At 35.0% G+C, this 18,271-nt stretch carries 18 protein-coding genes and 1 tRNA gene; 16 read left to right on the forward strand and 3 right to left on the reverse strand.

Going from position 1 to position 18,271, the window contains the following annotated elements; all coding sequences use genetic code 11:
- Window positions 1-2: 2 nt before the first annotated feature.
- From HCU67_RS08815 to HCU67_RS08880, 14 genes are all read left to right on the forward strand, one after another.
- Window positions 3-2,288, forward strand: coding sequence for a GumC family protein (locus HCU67_RS08815; RefSeq protein ID WP_168552265.1), 2,286 nt, complete (start codon window positions 3-5; stop codon window positions 2,286-2,288).
- Between the two features lie 21 nt (window positions 2,289-2,309).
- Window positions 2,310-3,713: an oligosaccharide flippase family protein gene (locus HCU67_RS08820; RefSeq protein WP_168552266.1), complete on the forward strand. Its 1,404-nt coding sequence runs from the start codon at window positions 2,310-2,312 to the stop codon at window positions 3,711-3,713.
- The gene (locus HCU67_RS08825) at window positions 3,710-4,939 is read left to right on the forward strand and encodes a hypothetical protein (protein WP_168552267.1); all 1,230 of its coding nucleotides are present in this window, start codon (window positions 3,710-3,712) and stop codon (window positions 4,937-4,939) included. Before HCU67_RS08820 ends, HCU67_RS08825 begins: the two co-directional genes overlap by 4 nt.
- On the forward strand, window positions 4,926-6,014 hold the full coding sequence (locus HCU67_RS08830; RefSeq protein ID WP_168552268.1) for a glycosyltransferase family 2 protein: 1,089 nt from the start codon (window positions 4,926-4,928) through the stop codon (window positions 6,012-6,014). Before HCU67_RS08825 ends, HCU67_RS08830 begins: the two co-directional genes overlap by 14 nt.
- A gap of 29 nt (window positions 6,015-6,043) precedes the next feature.
- Complete coding sequence (locus HCU67_RS08835) at window positions 6,044-7,078, forward strand: lipid II:glycine glycyltransferase FemX (RefSeq protein ID WP_168552269.1); 1,035 nt, start codon at window positions 6,044-6,046, stop codon at window positions 7,076-7,078.
- A gap of 37 nt (window positions 7,079-7,115) precedes the next feature.
- The gene (locus HCU67_RS08840) at window positions 7,116-8,195 is read left to right on the forward strand and encodes a glycosyltransferase (RefSeq protein ID WP_168552270.1); all 1,080 of its coding nucleotides are present in this window, start codon (window positions 7,116-7,118) and stop codon (window positions 8,193-8,195) included.
- The gene (locus HCU67_RS08845; protein ID WP_168552271.1) at window positions 8,192-9,316 is read left to right on the forward strand and encodes a glycosyltransferase; all 1,125 of its coding nucleotides are present in this window, start codon (window positions 8,192-8,194) and stop codon (window positions 9,314-9,316) included. The genes HCU67_RS08840 and HCU67_RS08845 overlap by 4 nt, the downstream gene beginning before the upstream one ends.
- Before the next feature lie 2 nt (window positions 9,317-9,318).
- Window positions 9,319-11,205 carry an asparagine synthase (glutamine-hydrolyzing) gene (asnB, locus tag HCU67_RS08850; RefSeq protein WP_168552272.1) on the forward strand — a complete coding sequence of 629 codons (1,887 nt, stop codon included), beginning with the start codon at window positions 9,319-9,321 and terminating at the stop codon, window positions 11,203-11,205.
- A gap of 6 nt (window positions 11,206-11,211) precedes the next feature.
- Window positions 11,212-11,700 (forward strand): PssD/Cps14F family polysaccharide biosynthesis glycosyltransferase, encoded by a 489-nt coding sequence (gene pssD, locus HCU67_RS08855; RefSeq protein ID WP_168552273.1) that lies wholly within the window; start codon window positions 11,212-11,214, stop codon window positions 11,698-11,700.
- A gap of 12 nt (window positions 11,701-11,712) precedes the next feature.
- On the forward strand, window positions 11,713-12,192 hold the full coding sequence (gene pssE / locus HCU67_RS08860) for a PssE/Cps14G family polysaccharide biosynthesis glycosyltransferase (protein ID WP_168552274.1): 480 nt from the start codon (window positions 11,713-11,715) through the stop codon (window positions 12,190-12,192).
- An 8-nt stretch (window positions 12,193-12,200) separates the two neighbouring features.
- Window positions 12,201-13,211 carry a Gfo/Idh/MocA family protein gene (locus tag HCU67_RS08865; RefSeq protein ID WP_168552275.1) on the forward strand — a complete coding sequence of 337 codons (1,011 nt, stop codon included), beginning with the start codon at window positions 12,201-12,203 and terminating at the stop codon, window positions 13,209-13,211.
- A 7-nt stretch (window positions 13,212-13,218) separates the two neighbouring features.
- Window positions 13,219-14,076 carry an aldo-keto reductase family protein gene (locus HCU67_RS08870; RefSeq protein ID WP_168552276.1) on the forward strand — a complete coding sequence of 286 codons (858 nt, stop codon included), beginning with the start codon at window positions 13,219-13,221 and terminating at the stop codon, window positions 14,074-14,076.
- A gap of 14 nt (window positions 14,077-14,090) precedes the next feature.
- Window positions 14,091-14,954 (forward strand): polysaccharide deacetylase family protein, encoded by an 864-nt coding sequence (locus HCU67_RS08875; protein ID WP_168552277.1) that lies wholly within the window; start codon window positions 14,091-14,093, stop codon window positions 14,952-14,954.
- 100 nt (window positions 14,955-15,054) lie between these two features.
- Window positions 15,055-15,717 (forward strand): hypothetical protein, encoded by a 663-nt coding sequence (locus tag HCU67_RS08880; protein ID WP_246865746.1) that lies wholly within the window; start codon window positions 15,055-15,057, stop codon window positions 15,715-15,717.
- A gap of 122 nt (window positions 15,718-15,839) precedes the next feature.
- On the opposite strand, the gene HCU67_RS08885 is transcribed toward HCU67_RS08880, so the two are convergent.
- Window positions 15,840-15,913, reverse strand: a tRNA-Met gene (locus HCU67_RS08885).
- A gap of 127 nt (window positions 15,914-16,040) precedes the next feature.
- Between HCU67_RS08885 and HCU67_RS08890 the strand changes: the two genes are divergently transcribed.
- Together HCU67_RS08890 and HCU67_RS08895 are read left to right on the forward strand one after the other, a co-directional pair.
- Entirely contained in the window at window positions 16,041-16,427 is a 387-nt protein-coding gene (locus HCU67_RS08890) for an START-like domain-containing protein (RefSeq protein ID WP_168552278.1), read from the forward strand.
- Window positions 16,428-16,471: 44 nt separating this feature from the next.
- Window positions 16,472-17,314: an aminotransferase class IV gene (locus HCU67_RS08895; RefSeq protein ID WP_168552279.1), complete on the forward strand. Its 843-nt coding sequence runs from the start codon at window positions 16,472-16,474 to the stop codon at window positions 17,312-17,314.
- On the opposite strand, the gene HCU67_RS08900 is transcribed toward HCU67_RS08895, so the two are convergent.
- Both HCU67_RS08900 and HCU67_RS08905 read right to left on the reverse strand, forming a co-directional pair.
- Window positions 17,311-17,859, reverse strand: coding sequence for a YqgE/AlgH family protein (locus tag HCU67_RS08900; protein WP_168552280.1), 549 nt, complete (start codon window positions 17,857-17,859; stop codon window positions 17,311-17,313). The two genes, HCU67_RS08895 and HCU67_RS08900, sit on opposite strands and share 4 nt — an antisense overlap.
- A gap of 109 nt (window positions 17,860-17,968) precedes the next feature.
- Complete coding sequence (locus HCU67_RS08905; protein ID WP_168552281.1) at window positions 17,969-18,241, reverse strand: HU family DNA-binding protein; 273 nt, start codon at window positions 18,239-18,241, stop codon at window positions 17,969-17,971.
- Window positions 18,242-18,271: the final 30 nt, after the last annotated feature.

Here is an 18,271-nt window from a genome sequence, read left to right on the forward strand (position 1 = left end):
TTATGAGTAATTCGAAATCTTCTGAATTGGCAGAGTTGAAAGACTTTATGTCGACGGTATGGTCGTATTGGCCCTTATTTGTTATTGTTCTTTCCACTTCCATATTATTTTCAGCGATTTACATTAGGTCCCAATTACCTCAATATAAAATCACTTCGAGCATCCTTATCAACGATATGAAAAAGGGTGCGGCAAACGCTCGAATGTCCGATGTTATCAATCCATTTCAGAACAAGCAGCTTGTTGATAATGAAATCGAAATCTTAAGATCAAGGGATATTTTGAGTAAAGTTGTTGATGATATGAATTTATCCGTTGGGATAATGGTTGATACTAGCCCAAAGGACAAGCCAGTTTTTGCAGAATCATTCTCAATTGAATATAAGGAAATTGATCCCTTGGTTTGGGAAGATATTGATGAACCAAACAAGTATTACTTTCAAATAGAAAATGGCCAGGTTCTCCTCGAAGGAAAGAGATATGACCTTAATACTTGGATTCCGGTTAAGGAAACAGAAGTCAAATTCGTTCCTAAAAAAGAAGATCTCAGAATTGGCGAAAATTTCTACTTCGAACTATATGATAGGGAAGCTGTAGTCGAAGACCTGATAGATGGATTGGAAGTTGAATCGACTAGTAAGTTGTCAACTGTAGCTAAACTTGAACTGGAGCACTCTGTACCAGCAATGGGTGAAGCCATAATGGATAGGGTAATTAAATTTTATTACCAACGTGCCTCAGATAACAAAATGAAAATTGCGGAAACAACTATGAATTACATTCAACAAAGAATGGATAGTGTTTCAAGTTTGATTGCAAATCTTAATAAGGAAATAGAAGAGTTAAGAAACACCGAGGGTTTAATTGACTTAAGTGAGCAGGGTAAATTGTATTTAAGTGATGTTGGCGCATTTGATCGTCAACGTTCCGGTCTTCAAACACAACTCGCTGTATTAAATCAGGTTGAAGGATATATTGATAATGGTAGTGGCAGCGTACCTTCAAGCGTTGGGGTAAATGACCCAAACCTTAATATGCTTCTAGAGAAGTTATACAATTCACAGATTGAATATGAACGTCTCAAAAAGACTACTGGAGCAAATAATCCTTTGTTGAAATCTGTGAAAAGGGATATTGATAAATTAAAACCCAGTATTATCGAAAATGTTCAAAGTCAACGTAAAAACCTTACGGCGGCCTTGGGCAATGTTAATTACAACATTGGAAAATTTAGTGGTTCCTTAAAAGAATTACCAGCAAAAGAAAGACAATTGGTTGAAATGACACGTCGCAAAGAAGTTGAAACCAATTTGTTTACCTATTTGCAAAACCAAAGAGAAGAAATTACACTTTCAAGTGTTCCAGATTTTTATGAGGCCAATATTGTGGAACACCCAAACCATTCTTCCATTCCTACTAGTCCAAAAAAATCAATCATTTTTTTGATTGCTCTAATTCTAGGATTTGGAGCATGTATGGTTTATGTAATTAAAAAAGAATTCCTTAATAATAAGATACTTTATCGCAGAGATATCGAGAAGTATACCAAATTGCCAGTAATGGCTGAGATTCCTTTTATTAAAATTGCCAAAACCAGTAGGATTAGAAGTAAGGATAGGCTACTTCTAGATAATACTTTTAGGGGTTTGGGAATTCAACTCGGATTGTACAAGAATGAAGCAAAATGCAGAACCTTAATGGTGACCTCTTCAATACCAGGAGAAGGGAAGAGTTTTGTTTCTGAAAACCTTGCGAGAACACTTTCCAAATTAGGAAAGAAGGTGGTATTAATTGATTCTGACTTTTTGAAGCCCAGAATTTCTCGAAATCATAGATTGGAAAACGATTTAGGACTTTTAGATTTCTTCAAAGGCATTGAAGAGTTAAATCAAGTAATTTATCTGGTCTACGGTAATGATAATCTTAAAATTGTCAGCGCTGGTAAATATTTTAAAAATTATGCAAGTGTTTTAGATGCCCAAAAATTTGAGTACTTCTTAGAGCATTTAAAAAAGGATAATGATTTTGTAATAATTGATTCAGCCCCACTAAATATAATAACCGATTTCGGATTCTTTGCCCCTTATGTCGAAAGAACCCTTTTAGTAGTTAGACACAATTATACCCCAGAAGCGGTATTAGAAAACATGGAAAGAACTGAAATTCATAAAAAGTTGGTGAATCCCAGCATTATTTTCAACTACGTTAAAAATTCAAGTGTGTTGCAAAAAGGGGCCAATTATGGGTATCAGTATTTCGGAAAAAACAAGTACGGGGTAAACGCCTAGTTACTCCTTGATACTGTAGAAATGATTAGAAAACTTTTCTCAAACATAGTTTTTAAGAATTTCTCTTTCCTGACGATTGGATCTGTTTTAAGTCAATTAATCAGTGTATTTACTATTCTGAAGATAACCAGTGTTGTTTCTCCTGGGGATTATGGCCTATATACCTTTTTAATTTCTCAAGGTCTTTTGCTTGTAAAAGTGGGGAACTTGGGCAATACCAATATTGTGATTCGTTCCGTTGCTAGAAACGGAGATTTGGCTAAAGACTATTTGTCAAACACCAGCCTTCTTCGTCTTTTGGCAATCATTGCTTTAACAGGTTTTTATCTCGTTTACAATTCTTTTTTTGGAACCCTTAATGCTACTCAAGTAGGATTAATATTTCTATTCTCACTCTTCAACTGTTTTTCATACTTATTTGAATGGATTTTTACCGGTAATCAGAGGATATTTCCCATATCTGTTATTGGTCTTATTTACAGTGTTTTGTGGTTTGCAATAGTGTTTTTTGTTCCATTGGAAAAGATTTCGGCAACAACCTTATTTGCACTTTATGTAACAGCAAACTTTGTTAAATGTGCAATACTATATTTCACTTTGCTAACCAATAATCTTATAAAGGGTTCTATAAAGAGGTTTAAAGAATCAGTAAGTACCCTCATGAGGGAAAGTTGGCCATATTTAGCCATGATTTTAGTTATGTTGCCACTTACGAATTTGACACATAATTTTTTGGATCTCAATTCCACAAACGAAGAGATTGGTTATTTTAATTTGGCTCAGAGATTTATTGGCCCCGTAGGTTTGGTGATTTCCATGTTATTGACTGCTCTTTTTCCTAACCTTGCCGTAATGTGGGAAAAAAATCCTGACAAGTTTAGGTTCAATGTGGCAAAAGGTTTTCGACTCTACATGTTGGTTTCAGCCTTTGGCTGTTTTGCGTTTACCATCTTCTCTGAAGATTTAATTAAAGCTATTTTCAAAGAAGAGTATTATAGTGCGATCTTGGTTTGCCAGATTCAGGTTTGGTATGTCTTTCTCACTTCAGTCGATAGTTTTATCGGTACAATTTTGGGAGCTACGAATAAGGAAAAGTTGATACTTCGTTTTGGAATTGTCTACTTTTTTCTTTGCACGCCTTCTCTTTTTTTAGGGAGTCACTATGGAGCTCAAGGCCTTTCTTGGTCATATATAATTTCTTTTGGTGCCGGATTAATATATGCTTGGGTAATTTTTCAACGCAAGCTTCAACTCAAAGTGGAAAAAGAACTTGAAACAATTGCATTGGTCTTAGCTTTCGGACTTTTTGCTTATTTGTCAGCGGCATATTTCAATTTATGGCAAAAAGTTCTACTATTTGTAACAGTCTTGGGTATGTTCACATTTTACACTACCCGTATTTTCAAAAAACTTAAAACCACATGAGAAAGATTTTAAGTTTATTGGCTATCATTTTTGTTATGGCAGGTTCAATTCGATTTTTTGAACCAGCTTTTGTAGAAGATTCAATATTAAACTATTTACAATATTTAAGTGTTCTTGTGGCGGTGACACTGTCGTTACCTCATATGATTAAACCACCCTTTGGATTTAATTTTCCTGTTTATTTATTACTGATTGCCGTGATTTTTTCAATTTTCATGGCAGTGATTTTTTGGGATCAAGGTATCAAGGATTCTCTATTGGCAACATTCGAATATTTCATAATCTTCTTTTATTTCTTTTTGGTGTCTTCAACTATTTCGCTTCAAACATTGGAAAGAATCATTATCGGATTTGGAATTGTTTACATTTTACTATATGCCTTTCAGTTCGTCAGTGGATCCACCATTTATTTCGGAAAATCTTTATGGGGAGATGAATTCATTGAATCCAGAGGAGTGGTACGTATAATTTTTCCGGCTGGGGGTATATTGTATCTTTCCACGTTTCTTGCTTTTACAAAATCATTGACAGCCAAAGGCCTCAAGAAATGGCTCTGGATTTTATTTTCAATGTTTGGAATTCTAGCCCCTATTCTTCAGGTTACACGTCAGTTTATTGCTGGTGTCATTCTAATTTTAATATTACATATAATCATTAGTTTATCTCCTGTTAAGAAAACATTCTTGGCCTTAATGTTCTTGTTAGCGGGCCTACTTATTCTCAATACCGACTTACCATTAGTTAAAGGGCTTCAAGAACAAACTACCGACGATTTAGGACAGGGAAAGGATTATATTCGCGTACAAGCTGGAAAGTATTTTCTAACCGAGTTTTCTCCAAACACAACAACTGGAATATTTGGAAATGGAGTGGCGTATTCCGGAGTCTCCAATTATGGCTCGTTTGTAGATATGTTGCAATACACCCAAGAATACTTTTTGTCAGATCTAGGTATCATTACGGTTTACGTTCAATTTGGAGTCTTGGCTATTTTGTCTTTTATAGTCATTTGGATTTTAAGTATCACGGTTCCTTTAGATGCTAATTATTATTACCTGAAATATTATTTATGGCTGCTATTGATAACCTCATTGACTTGGTATTCGGTCTATCATCACCATTACTTATTCTGTAATGTTCTGGTTTTGGCCATGTACCAAAGGGCAAGTAAAAATTTTAAGGAAGAAAAAATCAACGGTAAACTTGTTCTTGATGAAACTAAATGATAAAAAATCCTTGGTTTCAGTGGTCATGCCTGTTTACAACGCTGAGAATTATCTTGAAGAAGCTGTGGAAAGCATCTTAAATCAATCTTATGACAATTTCGAACTGTTGATTATTAATGATGGGTCAGTCGATAATTCAAAGTCGATTGCCGAATCTTTATGTAAAAAGGACAATAGGTTGATTTATCTTGAGAATAAGGATAATAAAGGTGTCGCGTTTACAAGAAATGTAGGTCTAAGAAATTCCAATGGAAATTTTATATGTTGGATGGATAGTGACGACACTTGCGATACTCAAAGATTGGAGAAGCAAGTTGACTTTCTATCCAGAAATCCGGAAATAGGTGCTGTTGGAACACAAATTGAACGATTTAATCAGAACGGAAGTTTTGAACAAACTTCGTTGAATTCAAATCCGGAATACATAAAAGCATCTTTATTATTTAGACCGGCCGCCGTTCCTAATGCAACGATAATGCTGAGGAATGAATTGATTAAGAAATACAACCTTTCCTACAATGAACAACTGCGTATAGGTGAGGACTATGGTTTTGTAACCCAATGCTCACATCATTTTCGTATTTCAATCTTGCCAGAAATTCTTTACAGCTATAGGATTGCTGAAAATAGTATCACAGAATTTTTTAATTCTAAATCCAAGGAGACTTTTGAACATGTAAAGAGAGTATATAAGTTTCAATTGAATAAAATTGGTTTAGAAGTTAGCGAAGATGAGCTTTTGACCCATGACGCTGTTTGCAATTCTGAGATGATTACCCGCTATGGGATCTATAAGCAAGGAGTTGATTTGATGTCAAGAATCGAAAATGCCAACAAAACATCGAACATTTATGACAAAGAACAATTAAAACAGGTTTTAAAAACTCAGTACGTTTTCTTTGGCAAAAAAGCAGGCCCGATTGGTTTACGAGCATTGATATTTTATACAAAATTGGGCTTCAAATTAGGTTATGGTAATGGTTTTAAAAATTGGTTGAAAATTGCGGTGCGTTGCTTATTAAAATATGAAGGATTTGAGTTTGAATGGCCTAGGGCCTTGGGATTTAAAACCTAATGTGAATAATATTGATTGGGACCACAAATATGAACACTAACCACAAACACATATTTACCTTCAAACTAACGGAAAATCAGCGTAGTCAATGGATGACGATGTTTGATGAATACAATAATGCCAAGTTTACGCAACATCCAGATTGGCCATTATTGTCTCAACCAAATCGTAAGGTAAATTACTTTATGTTATACGCTAATGATGGTAAACTACTTGCAGTTAGTACCATAGTTGAGAATCGGATTGTTGCCAATATTCTCTGGGGTCCATTATGCGATTCTTCTGAACTTTTTGTTGATAGTGTAGAAATAATAAGAAAATATTACAAAAGGAAAAACAGATTTGCCGTGCTCCGAGTAACGCATCCCAGCGTTATTTCATCAGTTACAGAATCATTGGAATATGCACTTTACAAAAGGGCTAGGTTCAAGCAATATATAAACGATAAAAACCTTTTTTCCATAGCGGTAAATTTAGAAAAGAGTAAGGATGAAATTCTTACTTCATTTAAAAATAGTAATAAACGCGGTGTAAAAAAAGGGATTAAAGAAGGCTTTGAAGTACGGGAGATAAATGACACTTCTGAGGTGAAAAAGTTTGCCTCCATATTCGATGAAATGATTGATGCACGAGGGATTGAAAATCAATTTTTAGATACGGCAAATTCGTTTTGTGAAATTTTGAATTCATTCCAAGAAAAAAAATATGGTAAAATACTGGCCATTTACAATAAGGACAATATAATGATGGGTGGTATTGTGATACTATTTAAAGATGACTTTGCCTATTATGATATTGGTGCTTCAAGTCCTGAGTTTCGAAAAAAACCGATTATGCACAGTTTGTTTTACAAGGCCATGCTGCTTTGCAAAGAAAGGGGTCATAAGTGGTTTGACCTTGGCGGATATAGTCTGATTAGTAAAGATGGAGATCAAGTAACCAACATAAATAAGTTCAAAGAAGGTTTTGCTGGTGTACCCCAGATTTATCCGAAAAGAATGTATTTCATACTAAATCCATGGATAAATGGACTTTATAGTCTGGTTATGAAGATTAAAGGGTGACCGATAAAACAAAGAATAGCCATTTTCTATTTAAAATATGAGCTCTAAAAAGAAGATATTGGTGGTCGCAAAGGATCAATTTGGTTACAGTACAACCTTGTTCAAACATTGCCAATACCTACAAAATAAATTTGATGTTTGCTATTTAGGTTGGGATTATCAGAGACCCGAAATTAAAATGACCGGGATTGAGATAAAACATGTATCAAGACTCGGGAATAAGGTTAGAAGAACTTTGCGATTAATTAATGCAATTAAGGCAGAACTATCAAAGTGTCATTTGGCCTTTGGTACGTATTTTTTGGGAATTTCATTGTTGAAAATTCTCATATCGGGTAAAAGATATATTCTATACATAGACACACTTCACGTAGAACATGGAGGATTGAAAAAATTAGTAAGTGATTCCATCCTTCGATTTGAACTTTTCTTTTTTTCTGAGGTAATGGTCATTAGTCGTGGAGTAGCCCAAAGAATTGGATTTAAAAATTATCAAATCTTACCCTTAGGGGGGGAGTCTTTCAAAATCAATTTTGAAAAACAAGATGAGAAATTGAGTTTACTGTACGTCGGAACACTCGGACGCAGAAAAATAATGGAGTGCGTTCAAGGTTATCATAAGTTTCTAAGCTCAAAAAAGGACGAGCACAAATATATTTTTAGAATTGTCGGTGATTCTGATACCGGAGAACAGGAAGAAATTGACGCTTATATCCAACAGAACAACTTAGGAAATAATATTAAAATGTACGGATACGTTCCGCAGCACGAGTTGTATACGATTTATGATAAATCAAATCTTGGAATATCTTTTATTCCCCTTTTTGAAGAGTATGACAAACAACCACCGACCAAAACATATGAATACTTGGTATCTGGATTGCCAATAATAGCAACTGCTACAACCGCCAACAAAGAAATAGTTACCAAAAAGGATGGCCTGCTTATAAATGACAGTTCAGAAGATTTTTGTACTGCGCTAGAAAAAATGTGTGGTACCATCGATAGCTATAATTCCAACGATATCCAAAAAAGAAATGAAAGGTATAAGTGGAAGTATGTAGTGGAGAGAAATTTAATTCCCGTTTTAACAGATACCAAAAAAGAATTGGCATGAATATTCTTCATTTAGAACGGAAATTTCCAGGGTCGACGGAAACTTTTATCGTCAACCAGATTAACATGTTGCCTAAATACGAGCATTCCGTATTCACCATTGACTTTATTGACGAGTTGAAGTCGATTGCTAAGGTATATCACCCTCCAAAAAAGAACATTCTTTCAGCAAAAGTAATGTTGGCAAACGAAGTTGCTTTTTTTAAAGAAAAGATCGAAGCTATAAACCCTGATATCATACATGGACATTTTATTACCGATGCCTGTGTGTTTAGGCCGGTCACAAAAAAGATGAATGTACCTAAAATCTGTTCATGTTATGGGTATGATGTTTCGGTAATACCAGTAAAGTTCAAACACTTCTATAAGTTCTTTTATAAACCAATAATTGCGGAATACGACCTTTTTTTGGCAATGACAGATGAGATGCAGAAGGATCTATTGGAAATGGGTTTTCCCGAAGAAAAAGTGACAGTTCATTATCATGGTGTAGATACCCAGAAATTTAGTTTACCACGAATTTATAAGGCAAATATTTCAAAATTAAATATACTCACTGTTGCTAGTTTATTAGAGGTCAAAGGTCATGAGACGGTATTGAGAGCTTTGGCACATGCTAAACAAAATCAAGATGATTTTCAGTTTGAATATGATATTGTAGGTCAAGGAGCGCTAAAGGATTATTTGGTCAATCTTGCCAAATCATTGGATATAAGCGATTTCGTTAGATTTCATGGAGCGATTAGTCATGGAGATGAGTTTATGCAACTCTTAAAAAAAGCAGATGTTTTCGCTCATCCTAGTGTTACAACAAAAGACAATGATAAAGAAGGGATTCCTGGTGCAATAGTAGAAGCAATGGCAAGCGGATTACCTGTAATTGCGACCGAACATGGTGGTATTCCGTATGTTGTGACTGATTCAAAAAATGGGTTCTTAATAAAGGAAAAGGATTACCAAACCATGGCTGGCCTATTTTACAAACTGTTCTCAGATCCCAATATTAGAAGTACAATTGGTAAATCGGCCCAAGAGTATGCCCTGGAACATTTAGACCTATTGAAGAAATCAAAAGACCTCGAAAGAATTTACGAGTCTTTAATAACCAAACAAAACCATTAAATATGTGCGGCATTGTCGGCTCTATTAACGTTAATCCAGTAGGGAATTCTTTGGAACTTATTCACCATAGAGGTCCAGACTATCAAGATTCAATTATTGAAAAATTTGCTGGCAATGAAGTTTTTCTAGGACACACAAGACTATCGATTTTAGATCTTTCAGAAAGTGGAAATCAGCCAATGCTATCACAGTGTGGCAATTACGCAATCATTTTTAATGGGGAGATATATAATCATTTAGAACTCCGTAAAAAACTAACGAGTGTTTCGTTTAAAGGCACCTCCGATACGGAGACCATACTATACTACATAAAGGAATTCGGCATTGATGGTGTCCGAGATTTTAATGGAATCTTCGCCCTTGCATTCATAGATAAGAAAAAAGATAAATTTTTTCTTGCAAGAGATATGTTCGGAGTCAAACCTCTATACTACTACCATAAAGAAAATAAGCTGATTTTTGGTTCGGAAATAAAGGTGATAAAAGATAATCCTGAATATGAAAAGCAGGTCGACCTTAATGCCTTAAATACTTTTCTTGCTTTTAGATATAACCCTGCACCTGACACTATTTTTAAGGATATTAAGAAACTTGAGGCAGCCAGTTATATAGTTTTTGATGCCAATATGAATGTGAGTCATGTTGACTACTGGCCTAGAAAACAAAGAATAAATTTTTCAATTACTGAAGACGAAGCAACCGAACAGTACTGTTTTCTTTTTGAACAGGCGATTAAAAGACAAGCTTTGAGTGATGTGCCCATTGGGGTTTTGTTAAGTGGTGGGTTGGATTCGGCAATGGTCGGCTCAATGATGGCCAAACACTCAAATCAACAAATCAAGACGTTTACTGTTGGATTCAGGGGGAAAGGAAATTTCAATGAGATGGATGATGCGCGAATTACAGCTGAATTCATCAACTCTGACCATTATGATGTTTTTATGAACATTGAACAATTTTTAGAAACATTTTCAATGTCATACTATCATACCGAAGAGCCAATTGCCACGGCTACAATACCACCATTGTATCATGTTTCGAAACTGGCGAATGAGCATGTGAAAGTTGTTATGAGCGGACAAGGGGCCGATGAGCCTATGGCCGGATATAAAAGATATAGAGGCGAAAAAATAATAGCGGACTATGGAAAGTTTCTTTCTTTATTGCCATTAGGACAAATCAAAAAAATGTTTCCTGCCAATCCCACATTACAAAGGGGGATTTACTCGTTAGGATTCAAGAAGGAAACTGAAAGGTTTTCTGCAATTTTCACCTTGTTCACACCAGAATTTAAAAATTCACTTTTAAAAAGTGATTATAAACAGATTATCGATGGGAATTTAGCAAGTTCATTTTCAAATCTTCTAGAATTGACCGATTCAAAAGCTCACTCTCTAAACAGACTATTATATTTAGATACAAGGAGTCTTTTACCTGATAGTTTGCTTTTGTTCAATGATAAAATAACAATGGCACATTCCATCGAAAATAGGGTGCCTTTTCTAGATAACGACTTATTGGAATTTGTTGAAAGCTTGCCTGTAGAATTTAAATTAAGGGGAAAGAAAACGAAATACATTCAAAAAAGAGCTGCAGCGCAGTTTTTGCCTGACCATATTATTAATCGAAAGAAAAGGGCATTTGAAACGCCTGTTGGAGAATGGTTTAAGAATGAGTTGGGTGATACTTTGATTGAATTAATAAATCAATCAAACTCCTTCAGTTCTGAATTTTTCAACATCAATTTTATTGAAGAAATGATTCAAATGCATAAAGCAAAAAAGCGTGATTACGAAAAGCATCTTTTCATTTTGTTGTCTCTTGAATATTGGTATCAGAATTTTTTCCAGCCGAATTTTGCTAGCCATAAACAAACCGTTACAAACTAGTTCATAATGTCAAGAAATTCTAAAAAAAAGAAGATTATTCTTATTTGTTCTGATGGCGGACATTTCGCCCAGATTAGGGAATTGGAGCCTTTGTTTACGAAATATGATTACCTAATCGTAACTGAAAAGTCAAAAGCGACAATACCAATGGCTGAACGCTACAACATGAAATTTTTAAAAAGCCGTCCAAAAGGTAGTGGACGAGGCTTAGGATTTTATTTTTCGGTATTGCAGAATCTATTTTTATCCATTGGAATTTTAATAGGGCACTACCCCAAAGTGGTAATAACTACGGGCAGTCATACGGCCTTACCCATGTGTTTTCTGGCAAAATTAGTAGGTTCTAAAGTAGTTTGGATTTTATCTTTTGCACGAGTCAAATCAAAAGCATTTTCAGCAAATATTGCGTATCCAATCTGTAATCGATTTATAGTTCAATGGCCCGAAATGACAAAACACTATAAAAAGGCAATTCACCTAGGAGGAATTTATTAAAGTAGATTTAGTATGATATTCGTTACCCTTGGCACATTCCCAGTTCCGTTCACGAGGCCTTTAAAAGAGCTAGAAGACCTTTGTAGAAAAAAAATAATCGACGAAAAAATCGTTGTACAATCAGGTCATACTGAATTCGTGTCAGAATTTATGGAGGTAAGTCCATTTATGCCTCCAGATAAAATCAATGAATTGACCAAAGCTGCTAGTTTGATAATTACCCATGCAGGCACAGGTTCACTAATTAAAGCCGTGCGGTTAAAAAAGAAAGTAATTGCCATACCAAGACTATACAAGTTAGGAGAAAATGTAGATGATCACCAACTTGATATATTGGAAATTTTCACGGAAAAGGGATATGTTTTACCATGGCACGAAGATGATAAGTTAGAAAGGCTTTTGAACGATTTAAAATCGTTTCAACCAAACGAATATGTTTCGAAGAAACAAGTAATAATTGATTATTTAGAAAATTATATTAATTCCTTATAAGTATTAAGATGGTAAAAATTGCTTTGATAGGAGCCGGTAAGATGGGTATTTCACACCTCTCTATTCTTGGTGCCCACAAAGATGTTGAGGTTGTTGGTGTTTGTGATAAGTCTAAACTGGTTATTGGAGCTTTAAAAAGTTACAGTAAATTTCCTTGTTATACCGACTTCGATAAAATGTTGGATGAAGCTAAACCGGATGCAGTCGTAGTGGCGCTCCCAACAAAACTGCATCATATAATTGTAAAAAAGCTGTTGGAAAGAAATATCCATGTTTTCGTCGAAAAACCGTTTTGCCTAACACTTGAAGAAGGTATGGAATTGACCCAAATGGCCAATGATAGGAAGGTTATTAACCAAGTGGGCTATCACAATAAGTTTATTGGAACATTTAACGAGGTTAAAAACCTGTTGCAAAATAAAGCTATTGGAGAGATTCAACACTTTTTGGCGGAGGCGTACGGCCCTGTCGTAATTAAGAAGAAACAAGATACCTGGCGTTCTGACCCAAGCCAAGGTGGTGGTTGTTTACTTGATTACGCCTCTCATGTTATTGATTTGGTTAACTTTTTAGTAGGACCAATTAAAGGACAAAAGGGAACTTTACTAAAAACGATTTATTCTAAAAAAGTTGAAGACGCGGTTTATTCATTGCTTGAATTGGAGAATGGAATAACTGGTAACTTATCAGTTAACTGGAGCGATGAGACTTATAGAAAAATGTCGACAAGTATTACAGTTCAAGGATCGAATGGTAAAATAGTTTCAGATGCTAATGAGCTTAAGGTATACATAAAAGACCCAAAGAAAGTAAAGGGTTACAATAAGGGGTGGAATGTAAAATATGTTACGGACTTGACGCCACAGGTAGATTTTTATTTAAGAGGGGAGGAGTATTCAAGCCAAATGGATTATTTCGTTAGGTCAATAGAAAGTGGTAAACCAAACGAAATAAACAATTTTCAAAGTGCTTTTCATACTGATAAAGTAATTGCTGAATTAAGAAATGCCAACAAATAGTACAACAATGGATAAAATATTATACGGGGATAACCAATTTTTTGCCGTAAACCATATTTCAGACTCAAAGTCCAGGGAGCAAGCAATTCGTTTCCAAAAGGATGAGGCCATCTTTAGAACAATAAATTATGCCGTTGATGAAGGGGTAAATACATTTATGTGTACCACACATGATAGAATTGCACGAGTTTGTGATCATGTAAGAAAGAACCCTGAATATTATAAAGATTTTAAAATCTATCCATGTATGCCATACGCTCATAAATATGCTAATGCTGTTACGGAACTGGGTATTGCGGGTACTATAAAACAGTACATGCCGGATAATATTTTTGGTGCGGCTTTTAAAGGCGGTAAATCACTATTGTCAAAAGATTATCTCGGAATTATGGAACTTTTGGTGGATGCGGAATTAAAAATGTTCAAAGGCATTAAAACTCCGGTAATCTGGATCCAAAATGTAGTTACTGATCTTATTTTAGGATTAGGGATGACGGAGGTTTTGGTAAGGTTCAATGATTATGTTCAAAAGAAGTATAATGCAGAAGCAGGATTTATAACCATGAACATGCCTTTATTGATTGATGAACTAAAAAAGGTAGGAATGGATAATCCAATCATCTGTGCATCTATAAACAAGGCGAATTTTAGAATGTCTGGTGGCAAAGAGCTTTATGAAGAGACATTGAAACATACTACGGCAAGGGTTGTTGCAATGCAGGTAATGGGCGGGGGTGCAATACCACCTCAAGAGGCACTTGAATACGTTTGTGGGTTACCGAATATTGAGTCTATCCTCTTTGGGGCCTCATCCAAAGCCAACATTCAGAATACGGTTCAGACAATAAATAAATTAAAAAGCTAGACGATTTTCAAGGAATGCTTAAAAGGAGCTTCTTTTTTATACTACGCTATTCCGGCTTGCGATTTCTTTTCTGGAAAGCTTTTCAACGAAAAGGAATAACGGTCTTAATGTACCATGATATAGATTATAATAGCTTCGAAAAGCACATAAAATATCTAGCATCTAGGTATTCTATCATTTCAATGAATGATTTTTTAAAACAACGCAAAGGTGAAATGACATTACCTGAGTATAGTGTAGTCCTAACTTTTGACGATGGTCATAAAAGAAACTATGAGTTATTGCCACTGATAAAAAGGTATAATATTCCCGTTACGATATTTCTTTGTAGTGGAATTATAGATACGAATAGGAGGTATTGGTTTTTGAATCAATTGGATGATTTGGTAATTCAAGGGCTGAAAAAACTTCAGAATGATGAAAGATTGGGTGAGTTGGCTGGGTTGGGATATACCGAAAAAAAAGAGTATACAGAGCGCCAGGCGTTGAATAAAATGGAGATTGAAGAAATGAAAAGTGCAGTGAATTTTCAGTCCCATACCGTTTTTCACCCTATTCTTCCAAATTGCACGGATAAAGATTCAGAGCAAGAAATTGCCCTTTCTAAAAGGCAATTGGAAATGAAGTATGGATTCGAAATAAATGCATTCGCTTATCCAAATGGTGACTATACCAGTAGAGAAATAGACTTCTTAAAATCAGCTGGTTACAAAGCAGCCTTTACGACAAAGAAGGGTTACAACAGTCTCAAAACCAATAACCATGAATTGCAAAGATTTGATAGTAACGATGCTCAGGATATTAATGAATTTGCCGTACGTTCAAGTGGCTTATGGGAATATTTGAAAGATCCAAAATCTATATTGTCGCTTTTTTAAGGTTTAATGGTTATTCAGTTGAGTCTCTAACATGATCAAAATCATGTTTTTCTAGAGTTCTTTACAATAGTTTTAAGCCAAGTTTCTAAATAACTGGGCAATGAAAAAAGCTATATTCCTTTTCTCTTTTCTTTTTTTGGGATGTTCTAGTATTAGTGTGGTTAACAGTTGGAAAAATCCAGAAATTGTTCTTTTCGATGCAAACAAGGTTTTGATTGTTGGGTTGACTCCAGATTCAAGTATTCAGGAAAATTTTGAGACTAAGATGCAAGCTGAATTTGAAAGATTTGGTGTTGCATCGATGCGGAGCATCGATTTGTTTGACATTGAATTCACTTCATCAGAAAAATCGGAAGCAGAACTCAATGAATTTGAAGAACTTTTGATTCAAAGGGACTTTGATGCTATTCTTTTTACAAAAGTTATTGGTTTTGAAAGCAAAAAAACTTTAGGGCAAAAGATTGATGATTTTGCTAAGACTATTTATGGTTCTTTTCAAGAGGATTATCTGAGTAATCAAAAGATTTATTTCGAAGATGAATACCGCAAGGAATTTATGGTATATAACCTTCAAACTTCTTTGTATTGTATTTGCGTTGGTAAAGAACGGGAACTTATTTGGCGAGGAACTCTTGATGTTAATGACAAAAAGAATATGAAAAGGGTACTAAATGAATACGTTGATTTCATAGTTGACAGCCTACAAAAAGAAAACATCATTTTTAGAGATGCTTTGAGTTACAATGCTTCATTTGGCTTATGAACTGGGAAGTTTTTTGAAACTATATATCATTTAGAATATAACTTGGCCAACATCCAATCTTGATAAAAGTATTCGGAGTCAAAAAAAAACCCAAAGATTCAAAATGAATCAGAGGGTTTTTGTAGCGAGAGGGGGACTTGAACCCCCGACCTCAGGGTTATGAATCCTGCGCTCTAACCACCTGAGCTACCTCGCCATGGTGTTTTAGCGGGTGCAAATATACAGGTAAAAATCCTCCACTTCAAAATTCAAGAATATTTTATGTAATGCAATTTATTTTTTTATATTACCACATCAATAACCATTAAAAAAAATCTACTTGAATGGGGGACAAAATGAAGTTTGAAATAGAGTTTGTAATACAATCTTCACCTCAGCTATTGTACCAATATATATCCACGCCATCTGGCCTTTCAGAATGGTTTGCGGATAACGTGAATTCACGGGGTGAAAAATTCATATTTATTTGGGATGGTGCTGAGGAAACTGCAAAATTATTAAAACGTAAGTCTGACGAATTTGTTAGGTTCGCTTGGGAAGAGAACGAAGATGATGGAAGCTTTTTTGAAATGAGGATTATCGTTGATGACATAACCAAAGATGTTTCTTTATTTATTTCTGATTTTGCCGAAGAAGATGAGATGGATGAGGCTAAAATGCTTTGGGAAAACCAAGTTGGAGATTTAAAACAGGTTTTGGGATCGAAGTAAGTCGTCTTTAAATTCCGGTCACGGCGATAAATAGCTCAACTTTCATGGTTAATTTTGATGGACGACTGATTCAAGGGTCGTCAGATTTCCTGAATCACCAAAATCGTGCGTTTAAATTTGGTGACGCCATTTTTGAACGTTTACGTTTAATTTCTGGAAAACTAGTTTTTTGGGAAGATCACTACTTCAGGTTAATTTCTAGCATGCGTATTCTACGAATGAAAATACCCATGGAATTTACTATGGAATTTTTCGAACAGGAAATTAGCAGATTAACAACTGAAAATTCAGCTGAAGCAAATTTTGAAGTACATCTGTTCATATTTAGAAAGAATTCTGAAGGTCTAAGCCAAGGCCAAAATTTGGTTTCCTATCTCATTGAGTTAAAACCTCTTGCCGAGACCTTTTATCAAATAAAAAGCAAACCTTTTGAGTTAGAATTGTTCAAGGATTATTATATCGCTCCTGGCTTGCTATCATCTTTATCGTCATCGAATAATCTTGTATTAACGGTGGCAGAAATTTTTAGTAAAGAGAACGACTACGATGCTTGTTTTTTATTGAATTCCAATAAGAGTGTCATTGGAACCACAAAAGGGAATATCTTCCTTGTGAAAGAAAATCTAGTGAAAACGCCACAGGTTTCAGAAGGAGTGAAGAATACGGTAATAAGAAAAAACGTTGCTGGAATTTTTGAAAAATGGGATGATTATGAATTTCAACAAGAACCGGTATCCCCATTTGAATTACAAAAGGCAGACGAACTTTTTGTTGTAGATGATATCTTGGGCATTATACCAGTTTCAAAGTATCGTAAAAAGGAATACAGTAATGAAGTCGCCAAAAAGCTTGTAGGACGATTAAATACTTTGGCTCGCCTATCTTAGTTTAGATTAGGATTCTCAGGTGCATTTGACCAAATTAGGTATTCGCCACCAAGCTCCATCATTTCTTCTTTCCAAAAAGCTGAAGAGGATTTTTGAATTAAATCGCTGCTATACGTGTTTGGTACCACAACCCAAGATTTTGAATCCAGTTCCTTATCCAATTGAAAGGTATCCCAACCAGAATATCCGAGAAAAAACCGGATATCATTTTCATTGATTACACCATTATTGAGAAGCTCAACAATATTTTCAAAGTCCCCTCCCCAAAAAATACCATCTGAAATTTCAATACTATCCTTTATGAGGTGCGGTACTTTATGAATAAAGTAAAGATTGTCTTGTTCAACTGGGCCACCGTTAAAAACCCTTAGGGGCACTTTTATTTCGCTTACTAAATCACTAATGTCATATTCCAAGGGTTTGTTTAAAATAAAACCAACAGAGCCTTCCGCATTATGTTCTGCAAGGAGAATCACTGAGCGATTAAAAGAAACATCACCTGTTAAGGTGGGTTCTGCAATAAGTAGCTTTCCTTTCTGTGGCATGACAATTAATGACTACACTATTTTACTTAAATGTAGCATTAAAACTTAAATAAAAAAATAAAGCGCTTCAAATCTTGAAGCGCTTTACTTATTCGTTGATGGTAGATTGTTAGTTTACCGCGCTGCCCAATTCGGCACCAGCTTTAAACTTTACCACATTTTTGGCAGCAATCTTGATGGTTTGACCAGTCTGAGGATTTCTTCCTTCTCTTGCGTTTCTTCTAGAAACTGACCATGAGCCAAAACCTACCAATGAGACTCTTCCTCCTTTTTTAAGTGTTCCCTCTACATTACCCAAAAAAGATTCCAATGCTTTTTTAGCAGCAGCTTTAGTGATGCCTGCATCTGCAGCCATTGCATCGATTAATTCCGTTTTGTTCATAATTAACTATTATTAAATGTTGTTAAAAAA

Source organism: Croceivirga thetidis (assembly GCF_012272815.1).
Taxonomy (GTDB): Bacteria; Bacteroidota; Bacteroidia; order Flavobacteriales; family Flavobacteriaceae; genus Croceivirga; species Croceivirga thetidis.